The sequence below is a fragment of the Paenirhodobacter sp. CAU 1674 genome (assembly GCF_029222945.1).
Taxonomy (GTDB): Bacteria; Pseudomonadota; Alphaproteobacteria; order Rhodobacterales; family Rhodobacteraceae; genus Rhodobacter.
Genome location: NZ_JARHUH010000016.1, coordinates 1 through 19,046, shown reverse-complemented (window position 1 = coordinate 19,046; position 19,046 = coordinate 1). Strand labels below are relative to the sequence as shown.

Here is a 19,046-nt window from a genome sequence, read left to right as displayed (position 1 = left end):
AGACAGCCCCCTTTCTCTTTTCCGCAAGCTGCGCCATCATCGGGCGAAAGGAGGGCCCGATGACCCAGACCTGCATCCTGATCGGCGCGCCGGTGGACAGTGGCCAGAAACGCGCGGGCTGCCTGATGGGCCCTGCCGCCTTTCGCGTGGCAGGAATTTCCGAGGCGATCACCGGGCTGGGGCATAGCGTGATCGACCGGGGCGATGTGGCGCCGGTGGCGCATCCGCCGATGGCCCATGCAAATCCTGCGGTGCATCATCTGGCCGAAACCGTCGGCTGGACCGAGGCGCTAACCAAGGCGGGCCGCGCCGCTGCGGCAGAGGGGTTTCCGATCTTCATGGGCGGCGATCATTCGCTGTCGCTGGGCTCGGTCGCGGGGATGGCGGCGCATGCGGCGGCGCTTGGCCGCCCGCTGTTCGTGCTGTGGCTTGATGCGCATACCGATTTTCACACGCCCGACAGCACGCAAAGCGGCAATCTGCATGGCACGCCGGTGGCCTATATCGCCGGACGCCCAGGGTTTGGCGCGTTTCCGCCCTTCCCTGCGCCGGTGCCGCCCGAAAACATCTGCATGCTGGGCATCCGTTCGGTCGACGAGGCCGAGGCCCAGGCCCTGATCCCCGAGGCCGTCGAGATCGCCGACATGCGCGTGCTGGACGAACGCGGCATCAGCGCGCCGCTGCGTGAATTCCTGGACCGGGTGCGCGCGGCGGGCGGGCTTTTGCATGTCTCGCTGGATGTCGATTTCCTCGATCCCGCCATCGCACCGGCGGTGGGCACCACAGTGCCCGGCGGCGCCACCTTCCGCGAGGCGCATCTGGTGATGGAGTTGCTGCATGAATCGCAACTCGTCACCTCGCTCGATCTGGTCGAGCTGAACCCGTTTCTGGATGAACGCGGGCGCACGGCGAAGCTGATGGTGGATCTGGTGGCCTCGCTGATGGGCCGGAAGGTGTTCGACCGGCCCACCCGCAGCTTCTGATCAGGTGCCTGCGCCGCGCGCGCGCCATTCGGCCAGGGCCGGGTTGTCATCGGCGGCGGGCGCCGCCCCGGTCGTCAGCGCCGCGGTCGCCGCCGCCACAACGGGTTTGGTGCGAAAATAATAGGCCTCGCGCGCCCCGAAATAGAAGCTGACAATCGCGCCGAGCAGCCACCACAGCGGTTCGGGAACATAGTTCAGCCCGACCATGCGCTGCGCAAAACTGACCGGGTCGATCATCGCATAGATGAACAACCCCAGCGTGCCGAGCGCCAGCATCGGTCGCGGCATCCGGTTCAGCCCATTCACGAACCGGTCGAACCAGCCGGGGCGTTCGTGCTGAAACTCGGCCCCGTGTTCATCCAGCGCAGCCTTGTAGGCATCATGCGCGGCTTCCATTTTCTTGGTCGCATTGGGCACGAAGACCTCGGCCACCGAACTTGCGGCATTGCCCAGGGCCGTGGTCGCGGCCGATCCGCCAAAGACCTTTTCGATCATCCCCATTTTGCCACCCGCGCCTTGTGGTCGGCCTCGGTCAGGTGAAACCGGGGCGAGATGAATTCCTCGGCCCGCAGAATCCAGCCACCCTTGCCGCCCTTGCGGGTGCGGGCGTATTTGCGGCTGGCGGGGCGGGCGTCGGCCAGCGCGTAGTAGTAATTGCGCCGCGCAATGCCGTAGGCATCCGCGATCAGCCCCGGTGCGGCCTCGGCGGCCGCATGCGCGGCAGCCAGCGTCTGCGGCCCAAGAACGCCGTCGACATCGACCACCTGCCCCATCTGGCCCAGCAGCTTTTGCAAGATGGTGATCGCATTGGCGCCCGCGTTCACATACATGTCGAACACGCTGGCCTGCAGCGCCTCGGGCAGCGCGTTCAGCCGCGGCCCCTCGAAATAATGTCTGACGTAGATTTCCGCGGCCTTCTCGCGCGTCAGCATCCGCACGTCGCGATCGGTCACATGGCCATCGCCCGACAGATCCATCCCCAGCCGCCGCAGCGTGCCAATGGTCACGCCGTATTTGGTGGCCCCGCCCGGATCGTCGGGGTCGTTCACATAGCCGCCCTCACGGGCGACGATCTCGCGTGCAATCTCGGTGACTGATTTCATGGTCCATTTCCCCAGGCTCCCCGGGGAAATGTCTCTGATCGGTGGTTAACGGTGCCGTTACGCCCCGTGCGCTCAGGAGGTGGGCTCTTTGTAGACGCCCTGTTCCTTCAGCGCATCCACCACCTCTTTGGGCATGTAGCTTTCGTCATGCTTGGCCAGAATTTCATTGGCCACGAAGACGGTGCCTTCCATGGTGCCGGTGCCGATCATGCCCTGGTTTTCGCCGAACAGATCGGGCAGCACGCCGGTGAAGCGCACCGGAACCACGGCGCCACCATCGGTCACATTGAAGGTGATCGTTTCGCCCGCGCCGCGCTGGATCGAACCTTCCTCGACCAGCCCGCCCAGACGGAACACCTCGCCCGGTTTGGGCGGGTTCTCGGCCATCTGCGAAGGCGCGCGGAAGAAGTTGATCCCGTCGCGCATCGCATAGCCGATCATCCCGGTCGAGATGACCAAGGCCAGGGCCGTCACGAGCAGCACCTGAATGCGGCGTTTTTTCTTGAGGCTCTTCATTCCCACTCCCTCCTCGTCGAAAGGCTTGAGGGGCCTTATCGGCCCGCTCTGCCAGCCGGTCCCTGACTTAAATCAAGGGAACACAGGCGCCAGCATCAGCCCCGCAGTTTCTTCCAGCCCCAGCATCAGGTTGGCGTTTTGCATCGCCTGCCCCGAGGAGCCCTTGCACAGGTTATCCAGCGCCACGACCACGATCGCCCGGCCCGGCAGCCGGTCGCCAGTGACGCCCACATGAACGTAATTGGAGCCTGCAATCGAACGTGTCGAGGGGAGTGCGCCGAAAGGTAGCACCTCGAGGAACACCTCATCGGCATAGCGCGCGGCCAGTGCCGCGTGAATCGCCGCCGGTTCGCCGCGCACATAGACCGTCGCCAGAATGCCGCGGTTGAAGGGCATCAGATGCGGGGTGAACTGCACCCGCACGTCACGGCCCGCCAACTTGCTGAATTCCTGATCGAATTCGCCCAGGTGCCGGTGCTTGCCCCCCGCCGAATAGGGCATCGTCCCGCCCGACAGTTCGGCGTGCAGCAGGTTTTCCTTCAGGCTGCGGCCCGCGCCGGACACGCCCGCCTTGAGATCGATCACAATCTCGTCAAGGTCGATCACGCCGGCCTCGATCAGCGGCCGGATCGCATATTGCCCGGCGGCCGCGTTGCAGCCCGTGCCCGCGCACAGCCGGGCGGCGCGAATCTCGTCGCGGTAGAATTCGGTCAGCCCATAGACCGCCTCTTTCTGCAGCTCGACCGCCGAATGCGGTTTGCCATACCATTTCTCGTACTCCGCCGGATCGCGCAGCCGGAAGTCGGCGGACAGGTCCACCACCTTCAGGTCGCGCGGCAGCTCTGCAATCACCGCCTGGCTGGTGGCATGCGGCAGTGCGCAGAAGGCCAGATCGATCTGCGAAAAGTCGATCTCCTCGATCTTGACCAGATCGGGCAGGCCCATGTGGCGCAGGTGCGGGAACACGTCGCCCATCGCCATGCCGGCCTTGCGGTCGCCCGACAGGGCGGTGATCTTCATGCTGGGATGCGTGGCGATCAGGCGGGCCAGCTCGGCCCCGGTATAGCCCGACGCACCAAGGATCGCGATTCTCTGGGTCATGGTCATCTCCATGGAAAACTTGAAAATTCAGGCAGCTTCGAACGCGATCTTGCGTCGCAGGAATTGCGTGGCATGGGTCGAGACCGAGGCCGGGTTGCCGGTGGTCAGAAACTTCGACACGGTGCCCGGGCCTTTGAACTCGGGGTGGCGGATCAGATAATCGGCCAGGCTTTCAGCCACCAGATTGGCCTGCGAATAGACGGTGACATCCGGGCCCAGTGCCTGCTGGAAGGTGCTTTGCATCAGCGGATAGTGGGTGCAGCCCAGAATCGCCGCCTGCGGGTGCGGCATCCGGCGCTTCAGCGCCTCGACATGGCTTTTCACCAGCGCTTCGGCCAGGATTTCGTCGCCCGTCTCGATCGCATCGACAACACCGCCGCAGGGCTGTGCCTCGACATCCACGCCAATCGCGCGATAGGCCAGTTCGCGCTGAAACGCGCGGCTGGCCACGGTGGCGGGGGTGGCGAACAGCGCGACATGTTTCACCGTCACTTCGCGCGGGGGGCTGTTGTCGCCCCATTGCCGTTCGGTCAGCGCCTCGATCAGCGGCACGAAGACGCCCAGCACGCGCTTGTCCTTCGGCAGCCAGGTTTCCTGCATCCGCTTCAGCGCCGCGGCGCTGGCGGTGTTGCAGGCCAGAATGACCAGATCGCAGCCTTCGTCCCACAGCCGTTCCACCGCGGCGCAGGTCAGATTGAAGATGTCATCGGCATCGCGCACGCCATAGGGCGCATGCGCATTGTCGCCGAAATAGACGAAGGCCTGATCGGGCAGCCGTTTGGACACGGCGTCATAGACCGTCAATCCCCCCAGACCGCTGTCGAAAATCCCTACTGCCATGCCTGCCTCTTACACCAAGGGATGACGCCCGCCTCGTGGGCGGGTTTCGCCCCTTCTATGCCCCATCGCCACAGAAATAAACGCCTCAAATGCGGGCAGGCGCGTTCACTCTGCCGCAAGGGGCATTGGCGCACCACCCGCCCGAAACGCCGCCAGCAACTCGGCCCGCCGCGCCGCTGCCGCCGCGACCGACGCCTCTTTCACCGGGCCGAAGCCGCGGATCTGCAAGGGCAGTTCGGCCAGTTCGCGGGCGATGGCTTCGGTTTCGGGCGTGACGCGGGGCAGGATCTCGGCCATGTCGGCCTCGAACTGGGCGATCAGCGCGCGCTCGGTCCGGCGCTCCTTCGTGCGCCCGAACGGATCGAACGCCGTGCCGCGCAGCCCCTTCATCCGCGCCAGAACCGCGAAGGCCCGCAAGACCCACGGCCCGAAGGCCCGCTTCGCCGGGCGCCCGTTATGTTCGGGGCCTGACAGGAAGGGCGGCGCCAGATGGAAGGTCAGGCGCAGATCGCCCTCGAATTCCGCCTGTGCCTTGGCAGCGGTGTCCAGATGCAGCCGGGCGACCTCGTATTCATCCTTGTAGGCCAGCAGCTTGTGATAGCCCTTCGCCACCGCCTCGCGCAGCGCTTCGGGCGCCCGTGCGACCAGCGCGCGGAAGCGATCTGCCAGCGCGGCATTCTGATAGGCCACCAGGTGCGCGGCGCGGGTTTCAATCGGATCTGCCGGGGCGGGCGGTGCCTCGGGAGCCAAGGCGGCCTGCGCCTCGTCCGGGAAGGCCACCGCCCAACGGCCCAGCTCGAACGCGCGCTGGTTGGCCTCGGCCGCGGTGCCATTGAGCGTGATCGCCCGGGCAATCGCGGCATGGCTCAGCGGAACCAGACCCTGCTGCCAGGCAGCCCCCAGCACCGCCATGTTGGAATAGATCGAATCGCCCAGCAGATGCCGCGTCAGATCCGTCGCATCGAAAAATGCCACCCGGTCGCGTAGCCGCGCCTGCAAGGCCAGCCGCAACTGTTCGCCCGGCAGGTGGAAATCGCGGTTGCGGGTGAATTCGCCGGTCACGATTTCATGCGCATTCACCACCGCGCCGGTGCGCCCCGTGGTCATCAGACCCAGCGTCTTCGACCCGGCGCTGACCACCAGATCGCCGCCGATCACGCAATCGGCCTCGCCCACGGCGACGCGGATTGCGGAAATATCGGCGGGGTCATTGGCCAGCCGCAGATGGATATGCACCGCGCCGCCCTTCTGGGCGAGGCCGGCCATCTCCATCATTCCCGCACCCTTGCCATCCAGATGCGCAGCCATTGCCAGAACCGCGCCCACGGTCACGACGCCGGTGCCGCCGACCCCGGTGATGACGATGTTATGTGTGCCCTGAATGGTTGGCAGCGCAGGCTCGGGCAGATCGGGCAGGTCCAGCGCGCGCGCCGGGGCCTTGCGCAATTTCGCGCCCGCCACCGTCACGAAGCTGGGGCAGAACCCGTTCAGGCAGGAAAAATCCTTGTTGCAGCTGGATTGATCCACGGCGCGCTTGGTGCCAAATTCGGTTTCCACCGGCACCAGCGAAACGCAGTTCGACTGCACCCCGCAATCGCCGCAGCCTTCGCAGACATCGGTGTTGATGAAGACGCGCTTGTCCGGGTCGGGGAACGTGCCGCGCTTGCGGCGGCGGCGTTTCTCGGCGGCGCAGGTCTGCACATAGACGATGGCCGAGGTGCCCTTTTCCTGCGCCATCCGCTTTTGCACCGCCATCAGCCCGGCGCGTTCGACTTTCTCGACCTCGGGCGGGAAGGCGCTCAGGTCGATCTGTTCCTTTTCGTCATAGACCACGACGATCGGCTTCACCCCCATCGCGGCGATCTCGCGCACGATCTGCGGCGCACTCAGCCCGCCCTCATTCGGCTGCCCGCCGGTCATCGCCACCGCATCGTTGAACAGGATCTTGTAGGTGATGTTCACCCCCGCGGCCAACGCCGCGCGAATGGCCTGCACGCCCGAATGGTTATAGGTGCCGTCGCCCAGGTTCTGGAACACATGCGCGCGGGTGGAAAACGGCGCCTCGCCGACCCAGTTTGCGCCCTCCCCGCCCATATGGGTGAAACCGCTGGTCTCGCGGTCCATCCATTGCACCATGTAGTGACAACCGATCCCCGCATAGGCGCGGCTGCCCTCGGGCAGTTTGGTCGAGGAATTGTGCGGACAGCCCGAACAGAACCACGGCGTGCGCGTGGCGATCTCGGGGGCGTTGTCAGCGCGGCGCGCGTCCGCGATGCGGGCAAGCCCCGCCTTCACCGCTTCGGTGCCGCGGCCTTCCTCGATCAGGATCTGGCCGATCCTTTCGGCGATCATCACCGGGTCCAGCGCATAGCGCGTCGGGAACAACTCGGCCCCGGTGCGATCATGGTGCCAGCCCAGCACCCGCCGCCCGCGCCGGTTGTCGAAGATCGCCTCTTTCACCTGCACTTCGATCAGCTTGCGCTTCTCCTCGACGACGACGATCACCTCCAGCCCCTCGGCCCATTCGGCAAAGGATTTCATGTCCATCGGGAAGGTCTGTGCGACTTTCCAGGTGGTCAGGCCCAGCCGTTCAGCCTCGGCCTCACCGATCCCCAGCAGTTGCAGCGCATGCACCAGATCGAGCCAGTTCTTGCCCGCCGCGACAAAGCCGATCTTGGCGCCGGGCTTGCCATGCATCCGCTTGTCGATCCGGTTGGCGCGGGCGAAGGCCTCGGCCGCGAACCGCTTGTGGTCGATCATCCGCGCTTCCTGCGCGACCGGGGTATCGCCCAGCCGGATGTTCAGCCCACCCGGCGGCAGTTTGATGTCCGGCGTAACGAACTGCATGCGGTACGGGTCGCCATCGACAACCGCCGTCGCCTCGACCGTGTCCTTCATCGTCTTGAGCCCGACCCAGACCCCGGAAAACCGGCTGAGCGCATAGCCGTAATGGCCGAAATCCAGGATTTCCTGCACGCCCGCAGGCGACAGCACCGGCATATAGGCATCGACCATCGCCCAGTCGGACTGATGCAGCACGGTCGAGCTTTCGCCGGTGTGGTCGTCGCCCATCGCCATCAGCACGCCGCCTTTGGCCGAGGTGCCGGCCATATTCGCATGGCGCATCACGTCGCCCGAACGGTCAACCCCCGGCCCCTTGCCATACCACAGCGCGAAAACACCGTCGAAGCGCCCCTCGCCGCGCAACTCGGCCTGTTGCGTGCCCCAGATCGCGGTGGCCGCCAGATCCTCGTTCAGCCCGGGCTGAAACCGCACATCGGCGGCTTCCAGCACCTTCTGCGCCTTGCTCATCTGCAGATCGACCGCGCCCAGCGGGCTGCCGCGATAGCCGGTGACATAACCCGCCGTATGCCAACCCGCGGCACGGTCCCGCGCCGCCTGCGCCAGCACCAGACGCACCAGTGCCTGCGTGCCATTCAACAAAACCGGCGACTTGGCCAGATCGAAGCGATCAGCCAAAGATATTTCCTGCCTTCCCATTGAGCACCTCCCCTTGCTTTCTGGGCATGACGCAATGTTAGGTCAAAAAAGCTGACCTACAAAGGGAATTTTTCGGCGAAACCGGTTTGTTAAGTTTAACAGATGAATATAAGAATTTAGCGCGTAATCGTGCCGAGTTTACCGAAAGTGACCGATATGGACTGGGACAAGCTACGAATCTTTCACGCCGTCGCGGATGCGGGGTCGCTGACCCATGCCGGCGATGCGCTGCATCTGTCGCAATCTGCGGTGAGCCGCCAGATTCGCGCGCTGGAAGAGGCGTTGGGCACCACCCTGTTCCACCGCCATGCCCGCGGCCTGATTCTGACCGAGCAGGGCGAGTTGCTGTTCGATGCCACCTCGACCATGGCCAAAAAGCTCGACAGCGCCGCGGCCCGCATCCGCGACAGCGAAGAAGAAGTGTTCGGCGAACTGAAGGTGACCACGACCGTTGGCTTCGGCACGCTCTGGCTGGCACCGCGGCTGACCAAGCTTTACGAACGCTATCCCGATCTGAAGATCGACCTGCTTCTGGAAGAACGCGTGCTGGACCTGCCGATGCGCGAGGCCGATGTGGCGATCCGCATGAAGGAACCTGCGCAGGCCGACCTGATCCGCAAGCGGCTGCTGAACATCCGCATGCGGCTTTATGCGACGCCCGAATATCTTGCCACCGCAGGGCGGCCCGCAAAGCTCGAGGATCTGCACACCCACCGGCTGATTTGCCAGAACCCGTCGACCCCGCAGGTGACGGCCGGGGCGCAGCTGGTGCAGCAGGTGATGGCCTATGACGTGGCCTCGACGCTGACCGTCAACAACTACTTCGGTGTGTTGCAGGGCGTCCTGAACCATCTGGGCGTCGGTATCCTGCCCGATTACCTGACCGTGGATTTCCCCGGCATCGAACGCGTTCTGCCCGAGGTGGAATCGGTCGAGGTGCCGGTGTTCCTGGCCTACCCCGAAGAGCTGCGCCAATCGCGCCGGGTCACCGCCTTCCGCGACTTCGTGCAGGACGAGATCCTTGCCTATCGTCGGCAACAGACGGGCGACGCAACCTCTGATTGAGGTGAGGCATTACCACAGCGCATAACGGCCATGCTGCATCTGCGGCATGATTCTCCTTGAACGGTTCACAAACTGCCCATAAATCGAGCTTCGAAGGCGATGAGATGAGGAATCTCTCATCATCTTCTACCTCCCTGTTGGACTAAGGCCGAGCATTGTCTCGGCCATTTTTTTATCCCGCGCCCATCCATCCCGGGGGCGCGCCGCACGCCCCGCCTATGCACCTTGCCCACGGCCCTGACGGCCCCAACCCGCCGCGCCCCCTGTTTTGCGCGTGCATCGGGTCAAAACGGCGCATCTTTCCCGGCCAACGCCCCTTTTCCCGCAGGCCCACATGCCCTAAAGATCGCGCAACACACGCGCCTTCGGAGGACCATGATGAACGAGCCGCAGATCACCCCCGACCTGATTGCCGCCCACGGCCTCAAACCCGACGAATACGCGCGCATCCTGGAAATCATCGGCCGCGAACCCACCTTCACCGAGCTTGGCATCTTCTCGGCGATGTGGAACGAGCATTGCTCTTACAAATCCTCGAAGAAATGGCTGCGCACCCTGCACACCACCGGCCCGCAGGTGATCTGCGGTCCGGGCGAAAACGCGGGCGTGGTCGACATCGGCGACGGTCAGGCCGTGATCTTCAAGATGGAAAGCCACAACCACCCCTCCTACATCGAACCGCATCAGGGGGCCGCGACCGGCGTCGGCGGCATCCTGCGCGACGTGTTCACCATGGGCGCCCGCCCGATCGCGGCGATGGACAGCCTGTCCTTCGGCCTGCCCAGCCACCCTAAAACCAGCCATATCGTGAAGGGCGTGGTCGAGGGCGTGGGCAGCTATGGCAACTGCTTCGGCGTGCCCAACGTGGGCGGTGAAGTGCGCTTCCATGCGTCCTATAACGGCAACTGCCTTGTGAACGCCTTCGCGGCGGGCCTCGCCGAAACCGACAACATCTTCTATTGCGCGGCCTCGGGCGTCGGCATGCCGGTGGTTTACCTGGGCGCCAAGACCGGCCGTGACGGCGTCGGCGGCGCGACCATGGCCTCGGCCGAATTCGACGACACGATCGAGGAAAAACGCCCCACCGTGCAGGTTGGCGACCCCTTCACCGAGAAATGCCTGATGGAGGCCTGCATGGAACTGATGCAGACCGACGCGGTGATCTCGATCCAGGACATGGGCGCGGCGGGTCTGACCTGCTCGGCCGTGGAAATGGGCGACAAGGGCGGTCTGGGCATCAAGCTGCAGCTCGATCATGTGCCGCAGCGCGAAACCAACATGACCGCCTACGAGATGATGCTAAGCGAAAGCCAGGAGCGGATGCTGATGGTGCTGAAGCCGGAAAAAGAGGCCGAAGCCCGCGCGATCTTTGAAAAATGGGATCTGGATTTCGCCATCGTCGGCGAAACCATCGCCGAAGACCGCTTCCTGATCGTGCATGGCAACGAGGTGAAAGCCGATCTGCCGCTGTCGAAGCTCAGCTCCAGCGCGCCGGAATATGACCGCCCCTGGGTTGAAACGCCCGCCGCCGCGCCGCTGGCCGGCCTGCCCGAGATCGGCCCGATCGAGGCGCTGAAGGCCCTGATCGGATCGCCGAACTACGCCGCGAAGGACTGGGTGTTCCAGCAGTACGACACGCAGGTCATGGGCGACACCGTGCGCCGCCCCGGTCAGGGCGCGGGCGTGGTGCGCATCCATGGCACCGACAAGGCCGTGGCCTTCACCAGCGACGTGACGCCGCGCTACGTCAAGGCCAACCCGTTCGAGGGCGGCAAGCAGGCGGTGGCCGAGGCCTACCGCAACCTGACCGCCGTCGGCGCGCTGCCGCTGGCCACCACCGACAACCTGAACTTCGGCAACCCCGAGAAGCCCGAGATCATGGGTCAGCTTGTCGGCGCGATCAAAGGCATCGATGCGGCCTGCCGCGCGCTCGACTTCCCGATCGTGTCGGGCAACGTCTCGCTTTACAACGAAACCGACGGCACCGGCATTCTGCCCACGCCCACCATCGGCGCCGTGGGCCTGCTGAAATCGCTGGACGAGATGATCGCGGGCCTGCCCGAGGCGGGCGACATCGCGCTGGTAATCGGCGAAACCTTCGGCCATCTGGGCCAATCGGCACTGGCCTACGAGGCCTTCGGGATCGAGGCGGGCGATGCCCCCGCCGTCGATCTGGCAGCTGAACGCAAGAATGGCGAATTCCTGCGTGCGCAGCACAAGCTGGTCAAGGGCGCGACCGACCTGTCGGATGGCGGGCTGGCGCTGGCGGCCTTTGAAATGGCCGAAGCCGCCGGTCTGGGCGTGACGCTCGACGCGAGCGATATCGCCACGCTCTTTGGCGAGGATCAGGCGCGCTATCTGGTGATCTGCGACGCCGCTGGCGCCGCCGCGCTGGAGGCCGCAGCCGGGGCCGCCGACGTGACTGTGACCCGCGTCGGCCGGTTTGGCGGCGATGCGGTAACCTTTGGCGCCGCCACGGCCCCTCTGGCCGATCTGAGCGCAATCTATCGCACGGCCTTTGCCGCCGCGGTCGAAGGCTGAGACCGCAGACGGGGGGCTGTCTGCCCCCCGCACCCCCCGAGAGTATTTTCACCAAGAAGAAGGACGTATTTCTTCTTGGCCCAAATACTCCCGCCGGAGGCTCCGGCGCAGCCGCCCTTGCAGCGCCTCGGCCCAGGCCCTAGATTTGTCGCAACGAGCGAGGAGACCCGAATGCCGATGGAAGCCCAAGACATCGAAAACCTGATCCGCGCGGGGTTTCCCGATGCCAAGATCACCATCACCGATCTGGCAGGCGACGGGAATCACTGGGCCGCCGAAGTGATCGACGCCTCTTTCAAGGGCATGAACCGGGTGCAACAACAGCGCGCGGTGTTTGCCGCGTTGAAGGGTGCGATGGACGGCGCCAATGCGCCGCTGCACGCCCTGGCGCTGACGACCAAGGCCCCCGACTGATTTCAGGCCCTCCCCGGGCGACCGAAAGGACAGACAGATGAGCGCGATCGAACAGATCAAACAGGATATCGCCAGCAATGACGTGGTGCTTTACATGAAGGGCACCAAGGAAATGCCGCAATGCGGGTTTTCCTCGCGCGTGGCGGGCGTGCTGAACTTCATGGGCGTGACCTACAAGGACGTGAACGTTCTGGCCGATGCCGAGATCCGTCAGGGCATCAAGGATTTCTCGGACTGGCCGACGATCCCGCAGCTTTACGTCAAGGGAGAATTCGTCGGCGGCTGCGATATCGTGACCGAAATGACCCTGTCGGGCGAACTGGATCAGCTGTTCGAAGACAAGGGCGTGGCCTACAACAAAGAGGCCGCCGAACAGATCCGCGCCGCCAACGCCTGACCGGCACCGACATCTGCCGCAAAGCCCCGTGTCCTGCGCGGGGCTTTTTGCTTTGCCTCCCTCCAGCCCTGCCCCGTTGCGGCGCGCCCGGGCTTTGGGTAGCCTGCCGTCAGGCCCGCTCAGTTCAGGACACGCCATGTCTTTCCCCTCGACCGCAACCCGCAACCCCGGCATGCCGCTCGAGCCCGCGTGGTTCACGCAGATCGCCGTCAATACGCCTGCCGCCGAGGTCCGGGCTGCCAGCCTGACCGCCCGTCGTAGCCTGAAGAAGAACCATCAGGCCGCCTGGCTGGTCAACGCGATCCGCTGCATGGATCTGACCACGCTGGCAGGCGATGACACCGAAGACCGCGTGGCCCGGCTGTGCGCCAAGGCGCGCCGCCCGCTGGCCGATCACATCATGGCGGGGCTGGGGCTGGATCATCTGACCACGGGGGCGGTGTGCGTCTATCCGACGATGGTCGGCGCGGCGGTGCGCGCCCTTGACGGGTCGGGGATTCCAGTGGCCTCGGTCGCGACGGGCTTTCCCGCCGGGCTGATGCCGCTGGATCTGCGCCTGGCCGAGATCCGCTATGCGGTCGATCAGGGCGCCGACGAAATCGACATCGTGATCACCCGCGCCCATGTGCTGCAGGGCAACTGGACCGCGCTGTATGACGAGATTGCGGCGATGCGCGCGGCCTGTGGGGCCGCCCATATGAAGGCGATCCTGGCCACCGGCGATCTGAAGACGCTGCGCAATGTTTATATGGCCTCTATGGTGGCAATGCAGGCGGGCGCGGATTTCATCAAAACTTCGACCGGGAAAGAGGCGGTGAACGCCACCCTGCCGGTCAGCCTGACCATGGTGCGGGCGCTGCGCGATTATGGCGCGCGCACGGGTGTGCGGATCGGCTTCAAGCCTGCGGGCGGGATGAAAACGGCGAAGGACGCGCTGAACTGGCAGATCCTGATGAACGAGGAGATGGGCCGCGACTGGCTGCGCCCCGATCTGTTCCGGCTTGGCGCCTCGTCGATGCTGGGCGATATCGAGCGGCAGCTCGAACACCATGTGACCGGGCGCTATGCGTCCTCCAGCCGCCATGCACTGGCCTGAGGGAAAGATGCCGACTGTGACCGAGATTCTGGAAACCATGGACTATGGCCCGGCCCCCGAGGCAACCGACGAGGTGCGCGCCTGGCTGGCCGCGCGCGGGCGTTTCGGCCATTTCATCAACGGCGCCTTCACCAAGCCCGGTGATACCTTTGCCACCGACAACCCCGCCACCGCCGAGACCTTGGCCGAGGTGACGCAGGGCACCGCCGAGGATATCGCCGCCGCCGTCACCGCCGCGCGCCGGGCGCAGCCGAAATGGGCCGCCATGCCCGGCCATGCGCGCGCCAAGTGGCTTTATGCCATCGCGCGCCACCTGCAGAAACGCGAACGGTTCCTGTCGGTGCTCGAGACGCTCGATAACGGCAAGCCGATCCGCGAAAGCCGCGATGTCGATCTGCCGCTGGCGATCCGGCATTTCTACCATCACGCGGGCTGGGCCGAGCTGCTGGCCGATGAATTTCCCGGTCAGGCGCCCTATGGCGTTTGCGGGCAGATCATCCCGTGGAATTTCCCGCTGCTGATGCTGGCGTGGAAGGTCGCGCCCGCCCTGGCCGCGGGCAATACCGTGGTGCTGAAACCCGCCGAATACACGCCGCTGACCGCCTTGGCCTTTGCCGAGATCTGCGCCGAGGTGGGCCTGCCCAAGGGTGTTGTGAACATCGTCACCGGCGATGGTGCGACCGGCGCGGCGCTGGTCGCGGCCCCCGTCGACAAGATCGCCTTCACCGGGTCCACCGAAGTCGGCCGGGCGATCCGCACCGCCACTGCAGGCAGCGGCAAGGCGCTGACGCTGGAGCTGGGCGGCAAATCGCCCTTCATCGTTTTTGCAGATGCCGATCTGGATGCGGCGGTCGAGGGCGTCGTCGATGCGATCTGGTTCAATCAGGGGCAGGTCTGCTGCGCGGGCTCGCGCCTGCTGGTGGCCGAGGCCGTGGCCGAAACCTTCACCGCCCGCCTGACCGCCCGGCTGGCCAAGCTGCGCGTCGGCAATCCGCTGGACAAATGCACCGACATGGGGGCGCTTGTGCATCCGGTGCAACTGGCCCGGGTCCGCGATCTGGTCAGCCGGGGCGAAGCCGCGGGCGCGCGCCTGATCCAGACCGAATGCCAACTGCCCGCCAAGGGCAGCTTCTTTGCCCCCGGCATCCTGACCGGCGCCCAGCCCGCCAATCCGGCGATGGTCGAGGAAATCTTCGGTCCCGTTGCCACGCTCAGCACCTTCCGCACGCCCGACGAGGCGGTGGAACTGGCCAACAACACCCGCTACGGGCTGTCGGCCTCGATCTGGTCGGAAAACCTGACGCTGGCGCTGGATATCGCGGCCAAGGTCAAGGCGGGTGTGGTCTGGGTGAACCAGACCAATGTCTTCGACGCCGCCGCGGGCTTTGGCGGGATGCGCGAAAGCGGCTTTGGCCGCGAAGGCGGGCGCGAGGGGATGGCCGCCTATCTGCGCACGCCCGAGCCGAAGGCACGCCCCGAGGGCAGCACGGATTTCACAGCCAGCCCGCGCCCCGACACGCCCGCCGAGCCGGGGATCGACCGCACGGCAAAGCTCTATATCGGCGGCGCGCAGAAGCGCCCCGACAGTGGCTATTCCTACGCGATCACCCATAAGGGCACCGAAATCGGGCTGGCGCCTCTGGGTTCACGCAAGGACATCCGCAACGCGGTCGAGGCCGCGCACAAGGCCAGCGGCTGGTCCAAGGCCACCGGCCACAACCGGGCGCAGGTGCTGTATTACATCGCCGAAAATCTGGCCGCCCGCGCCGGTGAATTCGAGGCACGGCTGAAAAGCACGGACCACGACCCGCGCGAGGTCGAGGCGACGATCCAGCGCGCCTTCTATTATGCCGCCTGGGCCGACAAGTTCGACGGCGCGGTGAAATCGACCAAGACGCGCAATGTGACGCTGGCGATGCACGAGCCCTTCGGCGTGATGGGCGTGGCCTGCCCCGATGCGGCGCCGCTTCTGGGCTTTGCCAGCCTCGTGCTGCCCGCCATCGCGATGGGCAACCGGGTGGTGGCGATCCCCGCGCCCTCGATGCCGCTGGCGGTGACCGACCTCTATCAGGTGTTCGACACCTCGGACCTGCCCGGCGGCGTGGTCAATATCGTCACCGGCCCGCGCGACGATCTGGCCCGCACGCTGGCCCAGCACGATGACGTGGCGGCCCTGTGGTATTGCGGCAGCGCCCAAGGCGCGGCGATGGTCGAGGCCGAAAGTGCGGCCAACCTGAAGCCCACCTGGGTGATGGAGAACCGCGACTGGACCCATGCCCAAGGCCGCAGCTTCCTGACCCGTGCGACGCAGATCAAGACGATCTGGGTGCCTTATGGAGAGTGAGGGAAGGCAGGTTCGAGCCCAAAGCGACCGATGCTGTACTTTGGATGAATGGTGGCAATGAAGTGGGGGATACAGCAACGACTTGTTGTGTAAGACAAAGGCACATATCGGTAGCCAAACCCGTCGGTTGATCGGAGTGTTAAAAACGTGCGCATTTCCATTTGTCTTTTTGCTTGTCTTCTTTCTGCGCAACCGTCGTATGCGGACATTGTTCAGGTGCCCCTGCTCGAGGATGGCTCGGTGAATGTCGAGGAAGCACTATCTGGTTTTCAGTTGGCTTTTCCCATCGTCGAGAATGGAGTGCAGTCCAATGATTTTTTCGGAAAACTTCTCGGTGAACATTTTTCTGGTGAAGTGCTCAGGGCCGATGCAATACAGGATTTCACCCTTATCATTGAGGCTCCAACGCTCTCCGAGCACGGCAACTTTTTGATCGCCGTCTTGGCTACAGACGCAATCTGTAGTCGGAGCGGGCTCCGCCCAGGAATGGTTCTTTGGAGCGAAACAAAGAGCCGCAACGGCGCGGCCTGGGAAGTGACAACTTCCTGTGCTGCAGCGACTGACTGGAGACTATCAGATACTCCATCTTGAAGTGATTGCAGACATTGCAGAGCGTGTCGTCAATGGCAGCTTCGTCCCGCATACCCCCCAAACCAAAAGGCGCGCCCCGGGGCGCGCCTTTGGTCATTTCCGCGGTTTGCCCTGCCAGGTGCCGAGCCATCCTTTGAACCGGCCCCAGAGCCCGCGCACCTCGTCGCCTGCGGCATCGGCGCGGTCTTCGACCTCGTCCCAGGCCTCTCCCACATCCTCCAGCACCGGGTCGATCGAGCGTTCCTTGAACTGGCGCCACATCGCGCGGATCGTCAGCAGGACGATCAGGAACACCGTCAGGATGAAGATGTTGACCCAGGGAATGATCCGCACATCCGGCCCCGCCACCGGCTTGATCCCCACCGCGTTCGGGAAGATCGAGAACAGCTCGTTGCGCCAGCCGTAGTGGGTGATGACCGCCCATTTCGGGTTTTCGGCGTTGGATTTCAGGTCGTCCGCCTCGGTTTGCAGGCTGGCGGTGTCGAACTTGAAATAAGGCGGCCAGTTCCATCCGGTATCTTCATTGCGATACACCATCGGCTTGCCGTTGGTCTGGATCGCCGAGATGAACTGCACGTCGCGGTTGGTCAGCGTGCCCGACTGATCGTCCGGCGAGGACCAGAAGATCCGCGTCCAGTCGTTCAGATCCTGGCGTTCCTGATAGGTGTTCACCACGCGCACGATGTCATGCTGCGGCAAGGTGTAGTGCAGGAAGCCCCCCACCACGATGAGGATCACCGCCAGGAATGTCCATTTCACATATTTCATCGCCGCCTCACGCGTAATTCACAAGATAGATCAGCACCCCGACGACCACCGCCGGAAGCACCAGGACCAGCCAGATCAGCTTGCGCCGCAGGCTGTGTTCATACTCGGCCATGCCCTCTTCGATGAAAAGCGCACGGGCCTCGGGGCTGGCATCCTCGTGCCAATCGCCGTCCCATTCCTTTTCCAGCGCCTCGCGCCGGAGCGAACGGGAATAGATCAGCAGCGCCCAATAGGACAGTGCCGCCGCCACTGTGCCGAAAATCGCCAGTCGCAGAAATCCGATCATCGCCGCTCCTTCCTTACTGCGCCCCAGGGCCCGACCAGATCGACCGGATCGCGCGGTGCCGGACGGGGCGCGGGACGCGGGGCGCCCCAAGGCCCTTCGGCCTCGTTCATCGACGGCTCGTCCCCGAACAGCGCTGCCCGGGCTCCGGCCTTGTCGATCTGATACTCCTTCTCAAGGAAATCCGCCACATAGGCTTTCTTCGCCTCGGGCCAGGTCGTGTAGAGACGATAGAACAGTTCCTTGTGGCAGATGAACATCTGCCGCACATCCAGCGGGCTGAGTTCGGCCAGCAGCATGTTGACCAGATCGCGCAACGGGCCCTGCGCGGCCCGCAACGTGTAGAAATAGGCCGGGTGCTGGCTGTCGATGCGCGGCCAGGGGCCGCCCGCCTCGACCCAGCGCAGCAGCGCCGCCAGCGCCTGAAACTCGGGCGGCAGATCGGCGCCCAGACGCTGCGCCACCGCGCGCAACTCGCGCCGCGAGCCAGCCCCGGCATCCAGCCCAAGTGCTGCGGCGGCCTCGACCAGAATGAAATCCATCTTCTGACGCAGGATCGCCCCGGCCTGCGCCCCCTGCGCCTGCACGATGGGTTCGACCAACCCGTTCAGTTCCAGAAACTTGGCGATCTCGTTGCGCTGCGCGGCGCCGAAGACATGCGCAATCGGCAAGGCGCCAAGCGCGCTGCGATCGCCCATGCAGATCGCCGCCGGATGCGCGACCGAGCGGAACACATAGACCCCGCCGAAATGGGCCGTCCAGAAATCCGGCGTTTCAAACGCGGTAGAGCGTAGCGTGACCGGATTGCGCGTCACATCGCCGGTCTTCTTCGCCAGGTCGATCATCTGCGCGATCAGCACATCGTCATACCAGGCATCCGGCCGGGTGCGGAACTGCTCGATCAGACCGGCCAGCTTCTCGGCCTCGGCCACATGATTGCCGGTGGTATCGGCCACCACCACCATGCGCTGGATGTCGAACAACCGCGCGGGGGTGCTCAGCTCATAGACGGTGTCTTCCAGCTCTCCGGCCACCGCATCGCGCGCGGTCAGGCTGAACAGCTGCGCCTCGTTCGCCTCGATGAATTCCCGCAGGATGCTGCGCGACATCGAGAATTTGGCAGCCAGCAAAGGCGCCGATTTCTGCTCGGTCGAGAGCAGGATGAACTGCCGGTTGCAGCCGTTCGGGTTCAGATACAAATGATCGCCCAGTTCGTCGCCCACCTCGGGGGAATAGCCCGAAATGTCGATGTGAAACTCTGTCAGGGCCGTGGTCTTGCCGCTCAGCTGTTTCAGCGCGCGATTATACCGCTCGATCAGCGCGGGACTGTCCACGCGGATCAGATTGCCGAACATCAGCCCCTTTTCGATCAGACGCTTCATCCCACATTTCCCAAGTAAGGCGCTGATTTCGCTGTCCTGACCATTATATTTCCTATATAAAACATGGTGTTGAAGGCTGCGAGGGGCGCGTTTCATGGATCACCCAGAGGGTGCGGGCTTG

17 protein-coding genes are annotated in these 19,046 nt (G+C 64.7%); 8 read left to right on the top strand and 9 right to left on the bottom strand.

Going from position 1 to position 19,046, the window contains the following annotated elements; translation table 11 throughout:
* Positions 1-59: 59 nt before the first annotated feature.
* On the top strand, positions 60-983 hold the full coding sequence (gene rocF, locus P2G62_RS16770) for an arginase (RefSeq protein WP_275736034.1): 924 nt from the start codon (positions 60-62) through the stop codon (positions 981-983).
* Here the strand turns inward: rocF and P2G62_RS16765 are convergent, their stop codons facing one another.
* From P2G62_RS16765 to P2G62_RS16740, 6 genes are all read right to left on the bottom strand, one after another.
* On the bottom strand, positions 984-1,484 hold the full coding sequence (locus P2G62_RS16765; protein ID WP_275736033.1) for a holin family protein: 501 nt from the start codon (positions 1,482-1,484) through the stop codon (positions 984-986). It abuts the gene before it with no gap.
* Complete coding sequence (locus P2G62_RS16760; protein ID WP_275736032.1) at positions 1,475-2,086, bottom strand: holin-associated N-acetylmuramidase; 612 nt, start codon at positions 2,084-2,086, stop codon at positions 1,475-1,477. Before P2G62_RS16760 ends, P2G62_RS16765 begins: the two co-directional genes overlap by 10 nt.
* Before the next feature lie 72 nt (positions 2,087-2,158).
* Complete coding sequence (ccmE, locus tag P2G62_RS16755; RefSeq protein ID WP_275736031.1) at positions 2,159-2,602, bottom strand: cytochrome c maturation protein CcmE; 444 nt, start codon at positions 2,600-2,602, stop codon at positions 2,159-2,161.
* Positions 2,603-2,674: 72 nt separating this feature from the next.
* The gene (gene argC / locus P2G62_RS16750; RefSeq protein ID WP_275736030.1) at positions 2,675-3,703 is read right to left on the bottom strand and encodes an N-acetyl-gamma-glutamyl-phosphate reductase; all 1,029 of its coding nucleotides are present in this window, start codon (positions 3,701-3,703) and stop codon (positions 2,675-2,677) included.
* Between the two features lie 27 nt (positions 3,704-3,730).
* Positions 3,731-4,543, bottom strand: a complete 813-nt coding sequence (locus P2G62_RS16745) for an aspartate/glutamate racemase family protein (protein WP_275736029.1) — start codon at positions 4,541-4,543, stop codon at positions 3,731-3,733.
* A 105-nt stretch (positions 4,544-4,648) separates the two neighbouring features.
* Positions 4,649-8,044: an indolepyruvate ferredoxin oxidoreductase family protein gene (locus P2G62_RS16740; protein ID WP_275736028.1), complete on the bottom strand. Its 3,396-nt coding sequence runs from the start codon at positions 8,042-8,044 to the stop codon at positions 4,649-4,651.
* A 156-nt stretch (positions 8,045-8,200) separates the two neighbouring features.
* Here P2G62_RS16740 and P2G62_RS16735 point away from each other — a divergent pair, with 156 nt between their 5' ends.
* The 7 genes from P2G62_RS16735 (at position 8,201) to P2G62_RS16705 (ending at position 16,492) form a co-directional block, all read left to right on the top strand.
* Positions 8,201-9,109, top strand: coding sequence for a LysR family transcriptional regulator (locus P2G62_RS16735; protein ID WP_275736027.1), 909 nt, complete (start codon positions 8,201-8,203; stop codon positions 9,107-9,109).
* Between the two features lie 378 nt (positions 9,110-9,487).
* Entirely contained in the window at positions 9,488-11,650 is a 2,163-nt protein-coding gene (purL, locus tag P2G62_RS16730; RefSeq protein WP_275736026.1) for a phosphoribosylformylglycinamidine synthase subunit PurL, read from the top strand.
* 171 nt (positions 11,651-11,821) lie between these two features.
* On the top strand, positions 11,822-12,064 hold the full coding sequence (locus tag P2G62_RS16725) for a BolA family transcriptional regulator (RefSeq protein ID WP_275736025.1): 243 nt from the start codon (positions 11,822-11,824) through the stop codon (positions 12,062-12,064).
* 37 nt (positions 12,065-12,101) lie between these two features.
* The gene (gene grxD, locus P2G62_RS16720) at positions 12,102-12,461 is read left to right on the top strand and encodes a Grx4 family monothiol glutaredoxin (RefSeq protein WP_275736024.1); all 360 of its coding nucleotides are present in this window, start codon (positions 12,102-12,104) and stop codon (positions 12,459-12,461) included.
* Between the two features lie 136 nt (positions 12,462-12,597).
* Positions 12,598-13,557 (top strand): deoxyribose-phosphate aldolase, encoded by a 960-nt coding sequence (gene deoC, locus P2G62_RS16715; protein ID WP_275736023.1) that lies wholly within the window; start codon positions 12,598-12,600, stop codon positions 13,555-13,557.
* Positions 13,558-13,564: 7 nt separating this feature from the next.
* A complete protein-coding gene (locus P2G62_RS16710; RefSeq protein WP_275736022.1) occupies positions 13,565-15,901 on the top strand; it encodes an aldehyde dehydrogenase family protein in 2,337 nt (778 codons plus the stop codon).
* A 147-nt stretch (positions 15,902-16,048) separates the two neighbouring features.
* Positions 16,049-16,492 carry a hypothetical protein gene (locus tag P2G62_RS16705; RefSeq protein WP_275736021.1) on the top strand — a complete coding sequence of 148 codons (444 nt, stop codon included), beginning with the start codon at positions 16,049-16,051 and terminating at the stop codon, positions 16,490-16,492.
* Between the two features lie 93 nt (positions 16,493-16,585).
* Here P2G62_RS16705 and P2G62_RS16700 read toward each other — a convergent pair whose 3' ends face one another.
* The 3 genes from P2G62_RS16700 to P2G62_RS16690 are packed head-to-tail and all read right to left on the bottom strand — an operon-like array spanning position 16,586 to position 18,925.
* Positions 16,586-17,260, bottom strand: a complete 675-nt coding sequence (locus P2G62_RS16700) for a DUF1523 family protein (protein WP_275736020.1) — start codon at positions 17,258-17,260, stop codon at positions 16,586-16,588.
* Between the two features lie 7 nt (positions 17,261-17,267).
* Positions 17,268-17,546 carry a hypothetical protein gene (locus tag P2G62_RS16695; protein ID WP_275736019.1) on the bottom strand — a complete coding sequence of 93 codons (279 nt, stop codon included), beginning with the start codon at positions 17,544-17,546 and terminating at the stop codon, positions 17,268-17,270.
* Positions 17,543-18,925, bottom strand: a complete 1,383-nt coding sequence (locus P2G62_RS16690; protein ID WP_275736018.1) for a DUF6638 family protein — start codon at positions 18,923-18,925, stop codon at positions 17,543-17,545. Before P2G62_RS16690 ends, P2G62_RS16695 begins: the two co-directional genes overlap by 4 nt.
* Positions 18,926-19,046: the final 121 nt, after the last annotated feature.

Bases quoted from the DNA above. Each gene is read 5' to 3' on its own strand.
- P2G62_RS16725 (WP_275736025.1), top strand. From the start codon at position 11,822: ATGCCGATGGAAGCCCAAGACATCGAAAACCTGATCCGCGCGGGGTTT.
- purL (WP_275736026.1), top strand. From the start codon at position 9,488: ATGAACGAGCCGCAGATCACCCCCGACCTGATTGCCGCCCACGGCCTC.
- P2G62_RS16760 (WP_275736032.1), bottom strand. From the start codon at position 2,086: ATGAAATCAGTCACCGAGATTGCACGCGAGATCGTCGCCCGTGAGGGC.
- P2G62_RS16710 (WP_275736022.1), top strand. From the start codon at position 13,565: ATGCCGACTGTGACCGAGATTCTGGAAACCATGGACTATGGCCCGGCC.
- argC (WP_275736030.1), bottom strand. From the start codon at position 3,703: ATGACCCAGAGAATCGCGATCCTTGGTGCGTCGGGCTATACCGGGGCC.
- P2G62_RS16765 (WP_275736033.1), bottom strand. From the start codon at position 1,484: ATGGGGATGATCGAAAAGGTCTTTGGCGGATCGGCCGCGACCACGGCC.
- grxD (WP_275736024.1), top strand. From the start codon at position 12,102: ATGAGCGCGATCGAACAGATCAAACAGGATATCGCCAGCAATGACGTG.
- P2G62_RS16745 (WP_275736029.1), bottom strand. From the start codon at position 4,543: ATGGCAGTAGGGATTTTCGACAGCGGTCTGGGGGGATTGACGGTCTAT.
- deoC (WP_275736023.1), top strand. From the start codon at position 12,598: ATGTCTTTCCCCTCGACCGCAACCCGCAACCCCGGCATGCCGCTCGAG.
- P2G62_RS16690 (WP_275736018.1), bottom strand. From the start codon at position 18,925: ATGAAGCGTCTGATCGAAAAGGGGCTGATGTTCGGCAATCTGATCCGC.
- P2G62_RS16740 (WP_275736028.1), bottom strand. From the start codon at position 8,044: ATGGGAAGGCAGGAAATATCTTTGGCTGATCGCTTCGATCTGGCCAAG.
- P2G62_RS16700 (WP_275736020.1), bottom strand. From the start codon at position 17,260: ATGAAATATGTGAAATGGACATTCCTGGCGGTGATCCTCATCGTGGTG.
- P2G62_RS16735 (WP_275736027.1), top strand. From the start codon at position 8,201: ATGGACTGGGACAAGCTACGAATCTTTCACGCCGTCGCGGATGCGGGG.
- rocF (WP_275736034.1), top strand. From the start codon at position 60: ATGACCCAGACCTGCATCCTGATCGGCGCGCCGGTGGACAGTGGCCAG.
- P2G62_RS16695 (WP_275736019.1), bottom strand. From the start codon at position 17,546: ATGATCGGATTTCTGCGACTGGCGATTTTCGGCACAGTGGCGGCGGCA.
- ccmE (WP_275736031.1), bottom strand. From the start codon at position 2,602: ATGAAGAGCCTCAAGAAAAAACGCCGCATTCAGGTGCTGCTCGTGACG.